This window comes from Pseudomonas sp. GGS8 (assembly GCF_024168645.1).
Taxonomy (GTDB): domain Bacteria; phylum Pseudomonadota; class Gammaproteobacteria; order Pseudomonadales; family Pseudomonadaceae; genus Aquipseudomonas.
Genome location: NZ_JALJWF010000001.1, coordinates 6,666,369 through 6,682,190 on the forward strand (window position 1 = coordinate 6,666,369; position 15,822 = coordinate 6,682,190).

At 59.4% G+C, this 15,822-nt stretch carries 19 protein-coding genes; 8 read left to right on the forward strand and 11 right to left on the reverse strand.

Features of this window, described 5'->3' with window-relative positions; translation table 11 throughout:
• Positions 1-149 precede the first annotated feature (149 nt).
• A complete protein-coding gene (locus tag J3D54_RS30045; protein WP_052964019.1) occupies positions 150-569 on the forward strand; it encodes an organic hydroperoxide resistance protein in 420 nt (139 codons plus the stop codon).
• A gap of 81 nt (positions 570-650) precedes the next feature.
• Here J3D54_RS30045 and J3D54_RS30050 read toward each other — a convergent pair whose 3' ends face one another.
• Positions 651-1,220: an elongation factor P gene (locus J3D54_RS30050; protein ID WP_007940000.1), complete on the reverse strand. Its 570-nt coding sequence runs from the start codon at positions 1,218-1,220 to the stop codon at positions 651-653.
• A 48-nt stretch (positions 1,221-1,268) separates the two neighbouring features.
• Positions 1,269-2,411 (reverse strand): elongation factor P maturation arginine rhamnosyltransferase EarP, encoded by a 1,143-nt coding sequence (gene earP, locus J3D54_RS30055; RefSeq protein WP_253426334.1) that lies wholly within the window; start codon positions 2,409-2,411, stop codon positions 1,269-1,271.
• A 124-nt stretch (positions 2,412-2,535) separates the two neighbouring features.
• Between earP and J3D54_RS30060 the strand changes: the two genes are divergently transcribed.
• Both J3D54_RS30060 and J3D54_RS30065 read left to right on the forward strand, forming a co-directional pair.
• Positions 2,536-2,934, forward strand: a complete 399-nt coding sequence (locus tag J3D54_RS30060) for a hypothetical protein (RefSeq protein ID WP_253426336.1) — start codon at positions 2,536-2,538, stop codon at positions 2,932-2,934.
• Between the two features lie 14 nt (positions 2,935-2,948).
• The gene (locus J3D54_RS30065) at positions 2,949-3,431 is read left to right on the forward strand and encodes a GreA/GreB family elongation factor (RefSeq protein WP_033064117.1); all 483 of its coding nucleotides are present in this window, start codon (positions 2,949-2,951) and stop codon (positions 3,429-3,431) included.
• A gap of 13 nt (positions 3,432-3,444) precedes the next feature.
• On the opposite strand, the gene cysB is transcribed toward J3D54_RS30065, so the two are convergent.
• The 5 genes from cysB to J3D54_RS30090 all read right to left on the reverse strand — a co-directional run bounded on the left by cysB (position 3,445) and on the right by J3D54_RS30090 (position 7,400).
• The gene (gene cysB / locus J3D54_RS30070; protein WP_007899921.1) at positions 3,445-4,419 is read right to left on the reverse strand and encodes an HTH-type transcriptional regulator CysB; all 975 of its coding nucleotides are present in this window, start codon (positions 4,417-4,419) and stop codon (positions 3,445-3,447) included.
• A gap of 112 nt (positions 4,420-4,531) precedes the next feature.
• Positions 4,532-5,035 (reverse strand): universal stress protein, encoded by a 504-nt coding sequence (locus J3D54_RS30075; RefSeq protein ID WP_007939995.1) that lies wholly within the window; start codon positions 5,033-5,035, stop codon positions 4,532-4,534.
• A gap of 96 nt (positions 5,036-5,131) precedes the next feature.
• Entirely contained in the window at positions 5,132-6,037 is a 906-nt protein-coding gene (locus J3D54_RS30080) for a 5'-nucleotidase (RefSeq protein ID WP_253426339.1), read from the reverse strand.
• A 23-nt stretch (positions 6,038-6,060) separates the two neighbouring features.
• The gene (locus J3D54_RS30085; RefSeq protein ID WP_253426342.1) at positions 6,061-7,017 is read right to left on the reverse strand and encodes a putative 2-dehydropantoate 2-reductase; all 957 of its coding nucleotides are present in this window, start codon (positions 7,015-7,017) and stop codon (positions 6,061-6,063) included.
• Positions 7,014-7,400: a co-chaperone YbbN gene (locus tag J3D54_RS30090; RefSeq protein ID WP_253426345.1), complete on the reverse strand. Its 387-nt coding sequence runs from the start codon at positions 7,398-7,400 to the stop codon at positions 7,014-7,016. The genes J3D54_RS30085 and J3D54_RS30090 overlap by 4 nt, the downstream gene beginning before the upstream one ends.
• Between J3D54_RS30090 and J3D54_RS30095 the strand changes: the two genes are divergently transcribed.
• Together J3D54_RS30095 and J3D54_RS30100 are read left to right on the forward strand one after the other, a co-directional pair.
• A complete protein-coding gene (locus tag J3D54_RS30095; RefSeq protein ID WP_253426348.1) occupies positions 7,399-7,842 on the forward strand; it encodes a PilZ domain-containing protein in 444 nt (147 codons plus the stop codon). The genes J3D54_RS30090 and J3D54_RS30095 overlap by 2 nt on opposite strands.
• A 189-nt stretch (positions 7,843-8,031) precedes the next feature.
• Positions 8,032-9,108, forward strand: coding sequence for a 3-deoxy-7-phosphoheptulonate synthase (locus J3D54_RS30100; protein WP_253426351.1), 1,077 nt, complete (start codon positions 8,032-8,034; stop codon positions 9,106-9,108).
• A gap of 65 nt (positions 9,109-9,173) precedes the next feature.
• On the opposite strand, the gene J3D54_RS30105 is transcribed toward J3D54_RS30100, so the two are convergent.
• Positions 9,174-9,455 (reverse strand): GNAT family N-acetyltransferase, encoded by a 282-nt coding sequence (locus J3D54_RS30105; RefSeq protein WP_007939987.1) that lies wholly within the window; start codon positions 9,453-9,455, stop codon positions 9,174-9,176.
• Between the two features lie 628 nt (positions 9,456-10,083).
• Between J3D54_RS30105 and oprI the strand changes: the two genes are divergently transcribed.
• Positions 10,084-10,335, forward strand: coding sequence for an outer membrane lipoprotei OprI (gene oprI / locus J3D54_RS30110; RefSeq protein ID WP_002553018.1), 252 nt, complete (start codon positions 10,084-10,086; stop codon positions 10,333-10,335).
• Between the two features lie 123 nt (positions 10,336-10,458).
• Here the strand turns inward: oprI and J3D54_RS30115 are convergent, their stop codons facing one another.
• The 3 genes from J3D54_RS30115 to J3D54_RS30125 all read right to left on the reverse strand — a co-directional run bounded on the left by J3D54_RS30115 (position 10,459) and on the right by J3D54_RS30125 (position 12,611).
• The gene (locus J3D54_RS30115) at positions 10,459-11,430 is read right to left on the reverse strand and encodes a L,D-transpeptidase family protein (protein WP_253426353.1); all 972 of its coding nucleotides are present in this window, start codon (positions 11,428-11,430) and stop codon (positions 10,459-10,461) included.
• 225 nt (positions 11,431-11,655) lie between these two features.
• The gene (locus J3D54_RS30120; RefSeq protein ID WP_007899882.1) at positions 11,656-11,949 is read right to left on the reverse strand and encodes a hypothetical protein; all 294 of its coding nucleotides are present in this window, start codon (positions 11,947-11,949) and stop codon (positions 11,656-11,658) included.
• Positions 11,950-12,005: 56 nt separating this feature from the next.
• Positions 12,006-12,611, reverse strand: coding sequence for an arylesterase (locus J3D54_RS30125; protein ID WP_253426355.1), 606 nt, complete (start codon positions 12,609-12,611; stop codon positions 12,006-12,008).
• 10 nt (positions 12,612-12,621) lie between these two features.
• On the opposite strand from J3D54_RS30125, the gene J3D54_RS30130 reads away from it, so the two are divergent.
• Both J3D54_RS30130 and J3D54_RS30135 read left to right on the forward strand, forming a co-directional pair.
• On the forward strand, positions 12,622-13,305 hold the full coding sequence (locus J3D54_RS30130) for an ABC transporter ATP-binding protein (protein ID WP_007939984.1): 684 nt from the start codon (positions 12,622-12,624) through the stop codon (positions 13,303-13,305).
• A complete protein-coding gene (locus tag J3D54_RS30135; RefSeq protein ID WP_253426357.1) occupies positions 13,305-15,809 on the forward strand; it encodes an ABC transporter permease in 2,505 nt (834 codons plus the stop codon). Before J3D54_RS30130 ends, J3D54_RS30135 begins: the two co-directional genes overlap by 1 nt.
• The last annotated feature ends 13 nt before the right edge of the window (positions 15,810-15,822 follow it).

Genomic DNA, 15,822 nt, shown 5'->3' on the forward strand with positions numbered 1-15,822 from the left:
GCCTGATCGAATCTTCAGGCGATGGCCAGGGTCAGTCTTTTTCAAAAATTTATATTGCGCACTAAATATTAGCGAGCTACATTCACCTCGAACTTACTTTGTGCGCAAACATTTAGCGCAAATAATCAAACCCGAACGAGGCTCACACCATGCAAACTCTCTACACCGCAATCGCAACCTCCACCGGCGGCCGTGACGGTCGTGCGATCTCCAGCGACAACATCCTCGATGTCAAACTCGCCACTCCGAAAGAACTCGGCGGTGCCGGCGGCGCGGCAACCAACCCTGAACAACTGTTCGCCGCCGGCTATTCCGCCTGCTTCATCGGCGCGCTGAAATTCGTCGCCAGCCAGACCAAACGCAAAATCCCCGACGACGCATCGATTACCGCCCATGTCGGCATCGGTCAGATCCCTGGCGGTTTCGGTCTGGACATCGACCTGCACATCAGCCTTCCTGGCCTTGAACAAGCCGATGCACAAAGCCTGGTCGAGGCCGCCCACCAGGTCTGCCCGTACTCCAACGCCACCCGTGGCAACGTCGATGTGCGCCTGCACGTTACCGTTTGATCACTGGGCAACAGATCCCGATCATTCGCCCACAAAAAAGCCCGACTCAATGGTCGGGCTTTTTCATTCCTCAAGCGGTGCTTATTTAGCACGGCCTTTGTAGGAACCGCCTTCGCGGGTATCGATCTCGATCATATCGCCGATTTCGATGAAGTCAGCAACCGACAGTTCGGTACCGTTCTTCAGTTTGGCAGGCTTCATCACCTTGCCGGAAGTGTCACCGCGAGCGGAACCTTCGGTGTAGTCAACCTGACGCACGATAGTGGTCGGCAGTTCTACGGAAACCAGACGCTCTTCGAAGAAGATCGCTTCGCAAACATCGGTCATGCCTTCTTCAACGAAAGGCAGAACGGCTTCGATGTCTTCAGCGTTCAGCTCGTACATGGTGTAGTCAGTGGTGTCCATGAACGTGTAGGAGTCGCCGCTGATGAAGGACAAGGTCGCTTCTTTGCGGTCGAGGATCACGTCGTCCAGTTTGTCGTCGGCGCTGTAAACGGTCTCGGTCTTGTAACCGGTCAACAGGTTTTTCAGCTTGGTCTTCATGATCGCGCTGTTACGACCCGACTTGGTGAATTCAGCTTTCTGAACCAGCCAAGGATCGTTGTCGATACGGATCACCATACCGGGTTTCAGTTCTTTACCAGTTTTCATTGCGAATATCCGAATTTGGATGGGATTTACAAAAATCTAGGCCGCGTATCATATCCAATTTAGGTAAAACTGTACCAGCGCTGCGGCAAGATCTGCCTGCAAGGCTTGTTCCAGACACCACGCCTCGGCATGTTTTTGCAGTTCCGGCCCGTGTTTGCGGGTTGATTTCCAGTGCTCGACCATTGTCTCACCGGCGTTCCACGCCCGCCATAGACCGCTGATCGCCTCACGGGCAGGCTCGGACAGGTCTTGGGTGTACAGAGCCAGGAACGCGTCGAGCTTGTCCAGATGGATGTCTTCGTCCTGCCGATAGATGTGCCAGAGCAGCGGCCGGCCTGCCCATTGGGCGCGAACAAAAGAATCTTCGCCGCGCACGGCGTTGAAATCGCAGCTCCACAGCAGCAAGTCGTATTGATCCTGCCGGACGAACGGCAGCACTTGCACGGTCAGGGCGTTGCGCACATGCACCGCGCCGGCCGTCAACCCGCTCACCCCGAGCCAGCGCTCGACGTCACCGAGAATCCGCCCCTCGGGCACCAGCAGATGAGTGGGTGTCGAGTCGGCAGCCATGGTGTCGAGCCAACTGGCCAGCCCGGTATTTTCGTAGGCGAACAGCGAGATCAGCTGTGCCTTCGGGGCGCGCTCAACCCCCAGGCCTTGCAGAAACTCTCGCTGAGCCTCGGGACTTTGCTGGAACTGCCGACGCCGCTCGAGCAATCCGCTTTCGCGCAGCAAACCACCGGTGCCCTTGCGGAACCCCGGAAAGAAAAAGAACTTCTGCACATTCTTGTACTTCACCGACGGCAAGCCGTGGCAACCGACGACCCAATCTTCGGCGCTCAGATAATCGAGGTTCATCCACAGCGGCGGCTTTTCCCGTTCGGCCATGGCCTCCATATAAGCACTCGGTAACTGGCAGGCGAAAGCGGCGATGACGACATCTGCGGCGTCGGTGGGTTGCCAGTCCGCCGACCACTGTCGCACCTCGACCCCCTGCTGCCACTGCTGCGCGGCGTGGATGTCGATTTGTGGACACAACCGCTCGAAGGCCCGCAGGTCATCGACCCACAAGCGCACCGTCACTGAATGTTCGGCCACCAGTTGGCGGGCCAGACGCCAGGTCACGCCGATGTCGCCAAAATTGTCGACCACGGTGCAAAAAATATCCCAGCGGGTTTTCATTTCAGGCATACCAGGTTCCCGTTGGCAAAAGCGCCGATTGTCCGCATAAATTACCCCGCGCAGAAGAGCCGACGACGATTAATCTTCGTGCGACAATCGCCACTCGCCCGCGACCACCCGCCAGGAGGCAGTCATGCCCTACCGTCCCCACCCGCGCCGCTCCATGCCAGTCCAGCTCAATGCGCTGCAACTGACCGGCAGCATCGCCCTTGGTTTGTGGCTGGGATTTATCGCGATCGCACTGACCTGTTGGCTCGCCTGGCGCCTGTTGTTCAACGAGCAATTGGCACCCTTGGCCCAGGCGGTGGAGCCACTGGCCAAACCGCCGGTGATTGCGCAACCCACCCCGCAAAATCCGATGTTCGAACAGTACGAGGAACACCTGCGCAGGAACGATCAGCAGCAAATGGTGGAACAGGCCAGAAGCAGCAAACACAATCTGGCCAATCCAAAATGCCAGTTCTGGCTGCAACAAGACCAAACTGCGCCGAGCGAAAAAAGCCGCGCCAACGTCCTGCAATTCTGCGATTGATCATGAAGCGCCCTATGCACAAGCCGACCGTCCACCAACTGATTATCGACAAGCTGCGGATCGATCTCGACATCGCCGAACGTGCCGCACAAACCGCATACGAAACCGCGACCCACGAAGAAAACATAGCCGAAAACAAGTACGACACCCTGGGGCTGGAGGCGTCTTATCTGGCGGCCGGACAGGCGAGGCGAGTGGAGGAAATCAGGCTGTCATTGACCCTTTGCCAGAACCTGACACTGCGGCCTTATGACGAACGGCGCGGCATCGAAGTCGGCGCCCTGCTCGGCCTTGAAGACGAAAAAGGTCGCGAACAATGGCTGTTCCTGGCCCCCGACGCGGCCGGGTTGAAGGTTGATCTGGTGGGGCAATTGATTACTGTCATCACCCCTCGTTCGCCGCTGGGTAAAAGCCTGCTGGGCAAGTTCGAAGGGGATGAAGTGGAGATTCTGGTGGCGGGCGCTCGGCAACAGTTTGCTGTCACCGAGGTGGTCTAGAGTCTGTTGACGCTTAATGGACCGGCAGTTCGACGCCGTCGAACAGCTCTTCCAATTCCTGTTTGTTGTGGCACTGAATGGCCTTGGCCATCACTTCGCGGGTCAGGTGCGGAGCGAATTTTTCGATGAAGTCGCACATGAACCCACGCAGGAAAGTGCCGCGACGGAAACCGATTTTGGTAATACTGGATTCGAACAACTCGCTGGCATCGAGCACCACGAGGTCGCTATCGAGCTTGGTATCGACCGCCATTTTCGCCACGATGCCCACGCCCAGACCCAGCCGAACATACGTCTTGATCACGTCGGCGTCAGCGGCGGTGAACACCACTTTCGGTGTCAGACCACGATGACTGAAAGCTTCGTCGAGTTTCGAACGGCCGGTGAAACCGAACACGTACGTCACGATCGGGTATTCGGCCAGGGCTTCGAGGGTCAGCTTCGACAGCTTGGTCAGCGGGTGGCCCTGAGGTACGACCACGCAGCGGTTCCAGCGATAGCACGGCATCATCACCAGGTCACCGAACAGCTCCAGGGCTTCGGTGGCGATGGCAAAATCGACGGTGCCGTCCGCGGCCATCTCGGCGATCTGCATCGGCGAACCCTGGTGCATGTGCAGAGCAACGTCCGGGTATTGCTTGATGAAATTGCTGATCACCGGTGGCAATGCATAACGCGCCTGGGTGTGGGTGGTGGCAATCGACAGGGTGCCCTTTTTCTCGTTGGAGAATTCCTGGGCGATCTGTTTGATGCTTTCAACTTTGCGCAGGATCTCACCGGCGGTGGTGATGATGCGCTCGCCGGCCGGGGTAACGCGGGTCAGATGCTTGCCGCTGCGGGCGAAAACCTCGACCCCCAACTCGTCTTCCAACAGACGAATCTGTTTGCTGATGCCCGGTTGCGAGGTGTAGAGGCTTTGGGCTGTAGCAGAAACGTTGAGGTCGTGGTGCGCCACTTCCCAGATGTAGCGCAATTGTTGAAGCTTCATATGAATCCCTCAAAGCAGGTAGACGCCACGGGCATCAGCGACGGTATATAACTATATTAATGGTTAGACCAATAAATCTAGAACTTTTTGTCAAAATGCCATTATTCGTGTTCTAGCGATCCTCTTTGCGGCGACGCTCCACCAGCGGCACCAGATAGACCGGCACTCTGGCCAGTTGCAACACGCGCGCAGCGGTTCGACCCAACGGCGTTTCCGCGCCAGCACCATGGCTGTGACTCCCTACGATCAGCAAATCGACAGAGAGTTTCTGCGCCTGGTCGAGAATCACCTGCGACGGATCGCCCTGCAGCACCCGCACTGCCTGAATCCGCTGCAAATCCTGCTCTCCCTCATCCCCCAGCTCTTCGCGAAAGTTGTCGAGCACCCGTTGCTGAATATTGGCGATCACATTGTTCAGACCCTGACTGTGAAATTCGTTCAAGGCCTTCTCGTCGAGATAGCTTTGCAACACGGATTCGGCAAACAGCCCCATGGGCTCTACCGCGTGCACCACATACAAGTCGGCATTGAATGTTCGAGCCAGTTCCAAAGCATGCTGCATCACCAATGGTGCGTACAGACCCAAGTCAGTGGCATACAGCATCGAACGAATCATATGACCTCCTCGAATGCCAACATGGCGGAGATTGATTCAGCTTAGCAGTGCCGTGGCGAGTGCGGCGTCCGGCGCAACGCATTGAACCACCGGGCTTTAAACCGACGGCTCGTTACTGATGCCATGGGGCACGTGCCCGGTGGCGACCACTTCACGGGCCAGCTCGCAATGGCCCGCCTGATCGTCGAAAAATACGTCGGCGGCAAAGGCTTCGAGAAAAGCCGATTTGGTCAGGCCACCAAGGAACAGCGATTCGTCCAGACGAATGTCCCATTCGCGCAAGGTACGGATCACCCTTTCATGGGCCGGGGCCGATCGCGCGGTCACCAGCGCCGTGCGGATCGGACAGGCATCATCAGGGAACTCGCGCTGCAACAAATTGAGCGCCGCGAGAAAACCTTTGAACGGCCCGCCACGCAAAGGCTCGCGGGCCGCCTCACGCTCGCTGGCCTGAAACGCCGCCAGGCCTCCCGACTGATAGACCCGCTCCGACTCGTCGGAAAACAGCACCGCGTCACCGTCGAATGCAATGCGCAATTCATCGCTGGCGGCGCGACTGGCACCGCCCGACAGAATAGTCGCTGCAGCGAATCCGGCATCCAGCGCATTGCGCACGTCTTCGGCATGGGTCGAAAGAAACAGGTCGCAACCAAAGGCCTTGAGGTACGGGTAAGGACTGCGCCCGCCGACGAATGCCGCACGCGAGATCGACAGGCCATAGTGATGAATCGAGTTGAAAACCCGCAGGCCGGTGTCGGCGCTGTTGCGCGACACCAGGATCACCTCGACCCGGGCACGGCCGAGACTGGCGTTGAGGTTCAGGAGTTTTTCCACCAACGGGAATGCATCGCCGGGCTCGAGAATTTCGTCTTCGTGTTCAATCTGGTACTGCCGATAAGCCTCGACGCCGCTCGACAGATAGACCTTGTGGCTCTCGCTCAAATCGAACAGCGCTCGCGAAGAAATCGCCAGCACCAGTTTGTCGTCTATGACATTTGCCATGCTTCCCCCTTCTCTTGACCGACTCAGTGGTTACGTCGGTCGATAAAACTCAAGCTGCGATACAAGGCCTCGATTCGCGGCAACTCACACCCCGCCGCCTTCGCCGCGGCCAGTGGCCGAGTGTAAATGGCATTCAGTTCCAGTGGCCGCTGGTGCAGAAAATCGTGGTACATGCTCGGCCAGTAGTCGGGCATTTTCTCGGTCATCATGAACAGATAATCGGCGTAACCCGGCGGCATGTCATACCCGCAGGCCTTGGCCCCCTGAACCACTTCGGCCATCAAGGCCTGAATCAGCGCGCGGCTGTCGGCATCCGCCATCAACGGTGTGGTGCTGGCCCCGAGCAGCACCGACAGACCGTTGTAGGGAATATTCCAGACCAGTTTCTGCCAGCGCGCCTGATGCAAACTCGGCATGGCCTGGGCGTCGATGCCGGCAGCGCGGAACAACCCGGCGCCCGCCTCGACGATGTTCATGCGCGCCTGTTCATTGACGGCGGGACCGCTGTGATAGCCGACATTCACCGAACCGAGCGCTTGATGGGTGACGCTCCCGGGGCCGGAGCGATGGACGCAGATCAGACAAAGCCCACCGAGCAGGTGCAGCGAATCAGGAAGCAACTCGTGCAGGCTGTCTTCGACGTCCAGGCCATTTTGCAGCAACAGCACTTTGGCATCAGGGGCCGCGGCTTGAATAATGGCCGGTGCCAGATCCGCGTTACTGGTGGTTTTGGCGCCCACCAGCAGCCAGTCACAGGGCGGCATGTCGGCCGCCGATGAATACGCCTGGACCGGGTTCAAGGTCAGCGGGCCCAACGACGCATGGTCGAGATGCAAGCCGCGTTCGGCTACCGCTGAAAACTCGCTGCGCAACAGAAAATGCACGTCGAAGCCGGCGCGCGCCAGCATCAGCCCGTAGAAACCACCGATCGCGCCGGTCCCGATAATGCCGATTGTCGGCCTGACCACTGTGCCTGTCATGGCAACTCCTCTGCTGGTCGATTCAGCGCCTGGTCCACCGCTTCGTTGAGCGCTGTGCAGGTCAGGCGCGACTGTAGCGCCCCAAAATACTCACCGTCGCGCACCACAAACAGGGCCGGCAAATGAAAGACCCGATAACGCTCGACCACCCCGCCATTGCTCCCGGCATCGATCCAGCACAGCCGATCGACCGCCAGTTCGAGCCTGGGCAACTGCTCGCGGGCAAAACGGCAACTGGCGCAGCCGACGCTGGTGAAAATCACCAGTGAAATGCCGCTCATCGCCAGCAACCGTTGGTCGGCGTCGAAATCGGTCAGTTCCGATTCGACCACTATACTGGGAGAAACAGTGTCAAGTGGCCGACACAGGGAGTCCGTGTTCATGAGACGTTATCTTCCTCATCCTGACGATGTGCCCGTCGAATTAACGTTGCTCAAACATGAGTGTATTTCGCGGCAAGAGCTGCACACTATCAGCCTCGGCGGCATGGCTTGCAATTACCACCGCGCGTGGCGACGGGGCACGGCACTGGAAGTGCGCATGCCGACCCTGAGCACCACCGTCTGTTACCTGGGCTACGTGGCATGGTGCCTGCGACGAAAACGCGGCTATCTGGTGGGGATCGCCTTCGTCGACGAACAGACACTGTTTTGCGCGCGGATGGGTGAGCAGGTCTGCCAGATCGAACGTTACTGCCGCCAGCATGAACCCCAAAGCGAACAGCAGAACAATGAGACCCTGGCCCTCGAATGGGTCCAGCAGCACGCCGACGAATTTTCCCACGATACGGTTAGCAAGGCATTTGCACAGCCAGTGCCGGGTTAGGGTGCATTCGCCATCAGTTTCCCCGCCGCGGTGGGGAAACTGATGGAGAATGCCTATTAAACCGGTGTCTGCCCATTGTCGAGCCACGGTGTAACGCGCTAAGGTTCTGCTCCCCGACGCGCTTAAATTTGCTGTGCTCCGCCGCGCGGGTTCGCTGGCGGCCGGCACCCGTGACCTGACGAGTAAACGATGGCTGATTTACCGATCAACGACCTTAACGTCGCCTCCAACGAGACCCTGATCACTCCCGATCAGCTCAAGCGTGATATCCCTCTGAGCGACGCTGCCCTGCGCACCGTCACCAAGGGTCGCGAAGTCATTCGCAACATTCTTGATGGTACCGACCACCGCCTGTTCGTCGTGATCGGGCCGTGCTCAATCCATGACATCAAGGCTGCCCACGAATACGCCGAGCGCCTGAAGGTTCTCGCGGCCGAAGTGTCCGATTCCCTGTATCTGGTCATGCGTGTGTATTTCGAGAAGCCACGCACCACCGTTGGCTGGAAAGGCTTGATCAACGATCCGTACCTCGACGACTCGTTCAAGATTCAGGATGGCCTGCACATCGGTCGTCAATTGCTATTGGACCTGGCCGAGATGGGCCTGCCGACCGCGACCGAAGCCCTCGACCCGATCTCCCCGCAATACTTGCAGGACCTGATCAGCTGGTCGGCGATCGGCGCGCGCACCACCGAATCCCAGACGCACCGTGAAATGGCTTCCGGCCTGTCCTCGGCCGTCGGCTTCAAGAACGGCACCGATGGCGGCCTGACGGTGGCCATCAACGCCCTGCAATCGGTTTCCAGCCCGCACCGTTTCCTGGGCATCAACCAGGAAGGTGGCGTGTCGATCGTCACCACCAAGGGCAACGCCTACGGTCACGTGGTATTGCGCGGCGGCAATGGCAAGCCAAACTACGATTCGGTCAGCGTCGCACTCTGCGAGCAAGCGCTGAACAAGGCCAACATCAAGCCGAACATCATGGTCGATTGCAGCCACGCCAACTCCAACAAGGACCCGGCCCTGCAACCGCTGGTGATGGAAAACGTCGCCAACCAGATCCTCGAAGGCAACCAGTCGATCATCGGCCTGATGGTCGAAAGCCACCTGAACTGGGGCTGCCAGGCAATCCCCAAAGACCTCGCCGACCTACAATACGGCGTGTCGATCACCGATGCCTGCATCGACTGGGCCGCTACCGAAAACACCTTGCGCAGCATGCATGCCAAGCTCAAGGATGTGCTGCCGAAGCGTAATCGCAGCTGATCGCTGTTTCACGCATAAAAAAACGCCAGGTTCGAACCTGGCGTTTTTTTATGCGTTGGTTTTGCTCACAGCTTGGCGGCATGCCGCTGGTGACGCTCCATGTAGCGCTCCACGTAGGAGCACGATGGAATCACCGTGTAGCCCATTTCATCAGCGTATTGCAGCGCCTGCTCGGTCAAAGCCGCCGCGATGCCGCGACCACGCAGCGCGTTGGGCACAAAAGTGCGATAAATATCCAGAGTCTGTTTTCCCAGATCCATATAGGTCAGGTAGGCACGATAACCGTCCACAGTGGTCTCGAACTGATGACCAGCCTGGTCATGGTGGATGGACAACGCCTCGCTCATCACTACTCCTCGCGGGTCTTTAATTCTGACCCCTACCTTACCGATGTTTTTCCGGCGAAGGAACAACTACGCCACCCCGTGCCTCATTGGACACCGAGAGAGCCGCACCAATCTCGCGCAATCGAGCACGTATAAATAGTAGGCACCATTGGCAAAAATGCTCAAGGGACGCTCGTCATCGTGCTTCGAGTGGCGGGTGTTGCCGCGGACTACGCAGGGACGGCTCGACCGAACGGGTCAAAACCTGAACATTGCCGGATATTGAGACTTAAGACGAGCGCCCTTTGTTTAAGTCACCTCAACATGGATAAAGATATGCGAGCGACTGCGCAAAATTCGAACAAAAGTGTGGACGAACCCATCTAGGCGGACTTTGGCCAAGACCGAAAAACAGCTACCGAGTCAGGGAACTTTTCCCCAGCGGCTCGCTCAGTTCGGGCCTCGCAGCTGGATATTTTTTATACAATGCAGTTAAAAGTTGCTCGAAAAAGAATCAACGCCTACAATTTTTTTTGCTTCTTGCGCTACGTCAGTTTACTTACTACAAGTAATGGGTAGTATGTACGCCGGCTATTTCCTCACTCTGAGGAGACAGCTACTTAATAGAAAGTCCTTGAAGGGGAACACGATGAACAACGTTCTGAAATTCTCTGCTCTGGCTCTGGCCGCAGTTCTGGCTACCGGTTGCAGCAGCGTATCGAAAGAAACCGAAGCACGTCTGACTGCTACTGAAGACGCAGCAGCTCGCTCCCAAGCTCGTGCAGACGAAGCTTACCGTAAAGCTGATGAAGCTCTGGCTGCTGCTCAAAAAGCACAACAGACTGCTGACGAAGCTAACGAGCGTGCTCTGCGCATGCTGGACAAAGCTAGCCGCAAGTAATAATCCCTCGGGATTGTTATCAAGCCGATCCATTTTTTGGGTCGGCTTTTTTATTGCCTGAGGTTTCTGCAGGCCATAAAAAACCCGCCGATGCGGCCTGCATCGGCGGGTTGCTTTAACGCGTTACTGCTGCAGGTCGATCGGCGAACTGGAGACTATTGGTGCCGACGTATTCGGCACAGCGATTTCCACCGGCAGGCCATCCTCAGCGGCGACCACATCACGCACCACATCCCAGTTCATGCGCAAGTTGTTGGTGATGTCCTCACGTTTGAGCATCGCATTGATCACGGCGGTGTGCTTGTCCACCACCGAAGGGTTGCCTTTGTCATCCAGCGGCGTGTGCGCTTCCAGATAGACCTTGCCGCCACTGAGGCCGAACTTGTACGGATCGTTGAGGATGCGTACCGACGTCCCTACCGGCACCATGCTAGCCATTTCCAGCACGTTGTTGTTGAACATGCGGAAGCAACCGTGGCTGGTGCGCATGCCAATGCCGAACTTCTTGTTCGAACCGTGGATCAGGTAGCCCGGAGTGCCCAGGGTGAATTTGAATGGCCCCAGCGGGTTATCCGGGCCGGCCGGCACTACGTTCGGCAGTGGGTCGCCATCGGCGGCATGCTCGGCCTTGATCGACGCTGGAGGGGTCCAGGTCGGGTTCGGCGTCTTGGCGATGATACTGGTGTGGGCAATCGGCGAACCCCAGCCTTCACGGCCAATACCCAACGGGAAGGTGTACACCACGTTCCGGCCCTTCGGGTAGTAGTAGAGACGGTATTCAGCCAGGTTGATGACGATGCCTTCGCGCGGGCCAGGCGGCAGGATGAAGCGCGTCGGCAGGACGACTTCGGTACCGGCGCCCGGCAGCCATGGATCGACGCCAGGGTTGGCCGCGACCATTTCCAAATAGCCCAGATCGTAGGTGGTGCCAAGGTCGGCGAAGGTGTCTTCGTATTTGGCCTTGATCACCTGCACCTGGCCGACGATGTCTTCACCGGGTGGTGGCAGGGGCAACTCCAATGCTGCAACAGGACCCGCCACGCAGAGCGCAGCAAGAGACAGGCAGCGGGTGACGGCGGGAAAGCGCGGCAACATCCGGAAAATCCTTCGCATGATCGACAAGGGTATAAAAACCCGATTGTACACCGCCGCCCGTTATTTCGGGGAGATGCAAGACCTGTGGCGAGGGAGCTTGCCCCCGTTCGGCGGCGTAGCCGTCGTGAAACCGGTAATTCGCGGTGATCGGAATTTGGGCCTGCTCCGCAGTCCGACGGGGGCAAGCCCCCTCGCCACAGGCACCCCCCCGCTCACCACAAGGGTCTACAGCTCGAACCGCAACTCAGGCCAGATTGGCGAGGTGCCGCGTTTTTGCGATTCCAGAATGGCCCGGCACAGCGAGCACAAGCGCTGGTCCTGGAACACCGTACGGTCGACGCTCGACCAGCGTGGTTGCGCCGGCAACAGGCTGCCGCACAGGGTTCGGTCCGCCGAGCCGCCCAGCTCCAGCTGACGGGTCACCAGATGCACCCGCACTTCCTGGCAGGCGAACAGATCCAGCTGTTCGTCAGGCTCGATCAGTTGATAGGCAAAAAGGGACCAGGCAGGACGCGGCATCGGGGGCTCCAAATCGGGGGCGCCACCTTAGCCGAAACACCGCCGCTAGAAAAGCGTCAAAGCAGCGGTTTCAGTGTCGGCCAGACATTTTCCAGCAACTTGCCCTGAGCCCCCGCCGCCGGGTGCAGGCCGTCGGATTGCATCAGGTCCGGATGACCGCCCACGCCGTCGAGAAAAAACGGCACCAGCGGGATTTTTTTCTCGTCGGCCACCTTGGTGAAAACTTCGGCAAATGCCTGGGTGTAACGCACGCCATAGTTGGGTGGCAATTGCATGCCCAGCAACAGCACCTTGGCGCCACTGACGCGGGAGCTGTCGATCATCGACGCAAGATTTTGTTGCAATTGTGTTGGCGGCATTCCGCGCAAGCCGTCATTGCCTCCCAACTCGAGGATGACGAGCTCAGGCTTATGCTCTGCAAGCAGCGCCGGCAGGCGTGCCCGGCCTCCGGCACTGGTGTCGCCGCTGATGGACGCATTGACCACCTTATCGTCGAAACCTTCGTGCTTGAGCCGTTGCTCGAGCAACGATACCCACCCCACCCGGGTATCCAGGCCGAAACCGGCGCTGATACTATCGCCAACGATCAGGACTGTACCCGCCGCTGCGTTCTGGGCCATGCACATCAAGGCCAGGCCAGCACTCAAAAACCACACACGCATCGGATTCTCCATGGGCGCAAGCATTCTCACCGCGAAGAACCTCAGCAAAGTGGTTCCCAGCGCGGAAGGTGAACTGACTATCCTGCACGAACTCAGCCTGGAACTGAACAAGGGCGACAGCCTGGCCATCGTCGGCGCCTCCGGTTCCGGCAAATCCACCCTCCTCGGCCTGCTGGCCGGCCTCGACCTGCCGAGCAGCGGCGAAGTCACTCTCGCCGGCCAAGGCCTGAGCAATCTCGACGAAGATCAGCGCGCGCGCATTCGCGCCGAGCACGTGGGGTTTGTCTTCCAGTCCTTTCAACTGCTCGACAGCCTCAACGCTCTGGAAAATGTCATGCTGCCGCTGGAACTCGATGGCCGCAAAGACGCCCGTGAGCGCGCCACCGAGCTGTTGCAACGGGTCGGCCTGGGTCAACGCCTGACCCACTCACCGCGCCAGCTCTCCGGCGGCGAACAGCAGCGCGTGGCGATTGCCCGCGCCTTCGCCGCCGAGCCCGACGTGCTGTTCGCCGATGAACCCACCGGCAACCTCGACAGCCACACCGGCGAGCGCATCAGCGATCTGCTGTTCGAACTCAACAAGGAACGCGGCACGACTCTTGTGCTGGTGACTCACGACGAACGCCTGGCACATCGCTGCCGGCGCCTGATCCGCCTTGAAGCCGGCCTGCTGGTCGCCCCTCTGGAGCCTTGATGGCACGCCTGCCGCTGTTACGCCTGTTCAGTCTCGCCATCCGCCAACTCCTGCGCGATGCCCGCGCCGGTGAGTTACGCGTGTTGTTCTTCGCCTTGCTGGTGGCCGTGGCGGCGAGTACCGCCATCGGTTACTTCGGTGCCCGCCTGAACGGCGCCATGATGCTGCGCGCTACCGAGTTTCTAGGCGCCGACCTGTTGCTGGAAGGCAGTTCTCCGGCGCGGCCGGAACAGATCAAGAGTGGCACCGAACTGGGCCTTGAACACGCTCAGGTGGTGGAGTTTTCCAGTGTCATCGCCACCGACAATGGCATCCAGCTGTCCAGCATCAAAGCCGCCGATGATGCCTACCCGTTGCGCGGCGAGCTGAAAAGCGCTCCCGCGCCGTTCGCGCAAGAAGCGCCCGGTGGCGGTCCGAAACCCGGCGAAGCCTGGGCTGAGGCGCGACTACTGACTGCACTGGACTTGAAGATCGGCGACAGCATCGATGTCGGCATGAAAACCCTGAAACTGGCACGGGTGCTGACTTACGAACCGGATCGCGCCGGTAACTTTTACAGCCTGACGCCACGGGTGCTGATCAATCTCAACGACCTTGAAGCGACCGGCGTGGTGCAACCCGGCAGCCGGGTCAGTTACCGCGAACTCTGGCGCGGCAACGCCCAGGCGCTGGAAACCTATCGTCAACTGATCAAGCCAGGCCTGGCCGCCAACCAACGCATCCAGGATGCCCGCGATGGCAACCGGCAGATCGGCGGAGCCTTGGGCAAGGCCGAACGTTATTTGAACATGGCCAGTCTGGTGGCGGTATTGCTGTCCGGTGTGGCGGTGGCGTTGTCGGCGACACGCTTCGCCATCCGCCGATTCGATGCCAGTGCCTTGCTGCGCTGCCTGGGTCTGTCCCGTCGGGAAACCATGGTGCTGTTCAGTCTGCAACTGACGGTACTCGGACTGCTCGCCAGCATCAGCGGCGCCCTGCTCGGCTGGCTGGCGCAGCTCGGGCTGTTTGCGCTGCTGCATGATTTACTGCCGACAGACGTTCCACCGGGAGGCCTGTTGCCGGCCATTGCAGGGATCGGCACCGGGCTGGTCGCGCTGGCCGGTTTCGCCCTGCCGCCATTGGCCGCGTTGGGGCGAGTCCCACCGCTACGGGTATTGCGCCGGGACATGCTGCCGATTCCGTCCAGCACCTGGATGGTCTATGGCGCGGCGTTGGGCGCCCTCGGCCTGATCATGTGGCGCCTGAGCCTCGACCTGGTGCTGACCTTCGCCCTGCTCGGCGGCGGCGTGATCGCGGCGCTGGTGCTTGGCGGTTTGCTCTTGCTACTGCTCAAGAGCCTGCGCCGGATGCTGGCACGGGCCTCATTGCCATGGCGTCTGGGGTTGGGCCAACTGTTGCGTCATCCTCTGGCGGCGGCGGGTCAATCCCTGGCCTTCGGCTTGATTCTGCTGTCCATGACGCTGATCGCTTTGCTGCGTGGCGAGTTGCTCGACACCTGGCAAAATCAATTGCCGAAAAATGCCCCGAACTATTTCGCCCTGAACATTTTGCCGGCGGACAAACAGGCGTTTAGCGATCGACTGATGGAGCTGTCGGCCCAATCGGCGCCGCTGTACCCGGTGGTGCCGGGGCGGCTGATCAGCATCAATGGCGAACCGGTGCAGGACATCGTCAGCAAGGATTCGGCCGGTGACCGAGCCATTCAACGCGACCTGAGTCTGACCTGGGCAGCGGACTTGCCGGCGGGCAACAAGCTCACCGCCGGTAACTGGTGGGGTCAGCAACCGGCGGATGAAGTACCCGGCGTTTCGGTGGAAGGTAAAGTCGCCGAAAGCCTCAAACTCAAGCTCGGCGATCACATGGTGTTTAGCGTTGGCGGGGTCAATCGGGAAGCGACAGTCACCAGCCTGCGGGAAATCAACTGGGACAACTTCCAGCCGAACTTTTTCATGATCTTCCAGCCCGGCACCCTGAAGGACTTGCCAGCGACCTACCTGACCAGTTTCTATCTGGCACCCGGTCACGATCAGCAGATTGTCGACCTGTCCCGCAGCTTTCCGGCAGTGACCATTCTGCAAGTCGAAGCGTTGCTGGAGCAGTTGCGCAGCATCCTCGCGCAAGTGACCCTGGCCGTGGAATACGTGCTGTTGTTCGTGTTGGCGGCGGGGATGGCGGTGTTGTTTTCCGGCTTGCAGGCAACCCTCGATGAACGCATTCGCCAAGGCGCATTGCTGCGAGCGCTGGGCGCCGAACGGCAGTTGCTGGTCAGGGCGCGGCGGATCGAGTTCGGTTTGCTCGGCGCGGTCAGCGGACTATTGGCGGCACTGGGCTCGGAATTGGTGAGTCTGGTGCTCTACCGCTACGCTTTCGACCTGCCCTGGCATCCGCATCCATGGCTGCTGATATTGCCGCTGATCGGCGCCGTGCTCATCGGCGGTGCCGGGGTCTTCGGCACGCGTCGCGCCTTGAACGCCAGCCCGCTGACAGTCTTGCGCGAGGGTTGATAAACTCAAGCAC

Bases quoted from the DNA above. Each gene is read 5' to 3' on its own strand.
- J3D54_RS30080 (WP_253426339.1), bottom strand. From the start codon at position 6,037: ATGGCAAATGTCATAGACGACAAACTGGTGCTGGCGATTTCTTCGCGA.
- J3D54_RS30105 (WP_007939987.1), bottom strand. From the start codon at position 9,455: ATGAGCGAGGCGTTGTCCATCCACCATGACCAGGCTGGTCATCAGTTC.
- J3D54_RS30100 (WP_253426351.1), top strand. From the start codon at position 8,032: ATGGCTGATTTACCGATCAACGACCTTAACGTCGCCTCCAACGAGACC.
- J3D54_RS30115 (WP_253426353.1), bottom strand. From the start codon at position 11,430: ATGTTGCCGCGCTTTCCCGCCGTCACCCGCTGCCTGTCTCTTGCTGCG.
- J3D54_RS30120 (WP_007899882.1), bottom strand. From the start codon at position 11,949: ATGCCGCGTCCTGCCTGGTCCCTTTTTGCCTATCAACTGATCGAGCCT.
- J3D54_RS30135 (WP_253426357.1), top strand. From the start codon at position 13,305: ATGGCACGCCTGCCGCTGTTACGCCTGTTCAGTCTCGCCATCCGCCAA.
- cysB (WP_007899921.1), bottom strand. From the start codon at position 4,419: ATGAAGCTTCAACAATTGCGCTACATCTGGGAAGTGGCGCACCACGAC.
- J3D54_RS30060 (WP_253426336.1), top strand. From the start codon at position 2,536: ATGCCCTACCGTCCCCACCCGCGCCGCTCCATGCCAGTCCAGCTCAAT.
- J3D54_RS30075 (WP_007939995.1), bottom strand. From the start codon at position 5,035: ATGATTCGTTCGATGCTGTATGCCACTGACTTGGGTCTGTACGCACCA.
- J3D54_RS30045 (WP_052964019.1), top strand. From the start codon at position 150: ATGCAAACTCTCTACACCGCAATCGCAACCTCCACCGGCGGCCGTGAC.
- J3D54_RS30130 (WP_007939984.1), top strand. From the start codon at position 12,622: ATGGGCGCAAGCATTCTCACCGCGAAGAACCTCAGCAAAGTGGTTCCC.
- J3D54_RS30090 (WP_253426345.1), bottom strand. From the start codon at position 7,400: ATGAACACGGACTCCCTGTGTCGGCCACTTGACACTGTTTCTCCCAGT.
- J3D54_RS30095 (WP_253426348.1), top strand. From the start codon at position 7,399: ATGAGACGTTATCTTCCTCATCCTGACGATGTGCCCGTCGAATTAACG.
- oprI (WP_002553018.1), top strand. From the start codon at position 10,084: ATGAACAACGTTCTGAAATTCTCTGCTCTGGCTCTGGCCGCAGTTCTG.
- earP (WP_253426334.1), bottom strand. From the start codon at position 2,411: ATGCCTGAAATGAAAACCCGCTGGGATATTTTTTGCACCGTGGTCGAC.
- J3D54_RS30125 (WP_253426355.1), bottom strand. From the start codon at position 12,611: ATGCGTGTGTGGTTTTTGAGTGCTGGCCTGGCCTTGATGTGCATGGCC.
- J3D54_RS30085 (WP_253426342.1), bottom strand. From the start codon at position 7,017: ATGACAGGCACAGTGGTCAGGCCGACAATCGGCATTATCGGGACCGGC.
- J3D54_RS30065 (WP_033064117.1), top strand. From the start codon at position 2,949: ATGCACAAGCCGACCGTCCACCAACTGATTATCGACAAGCTGCGGATC.
- J3D54_RS30050 (WP_007940000.1), bottom strand. From the start codon at position 1,220: ATGAAAACTGGTAAAGAACTGAAACCCGGTATGGTGATCCGTATCGAC.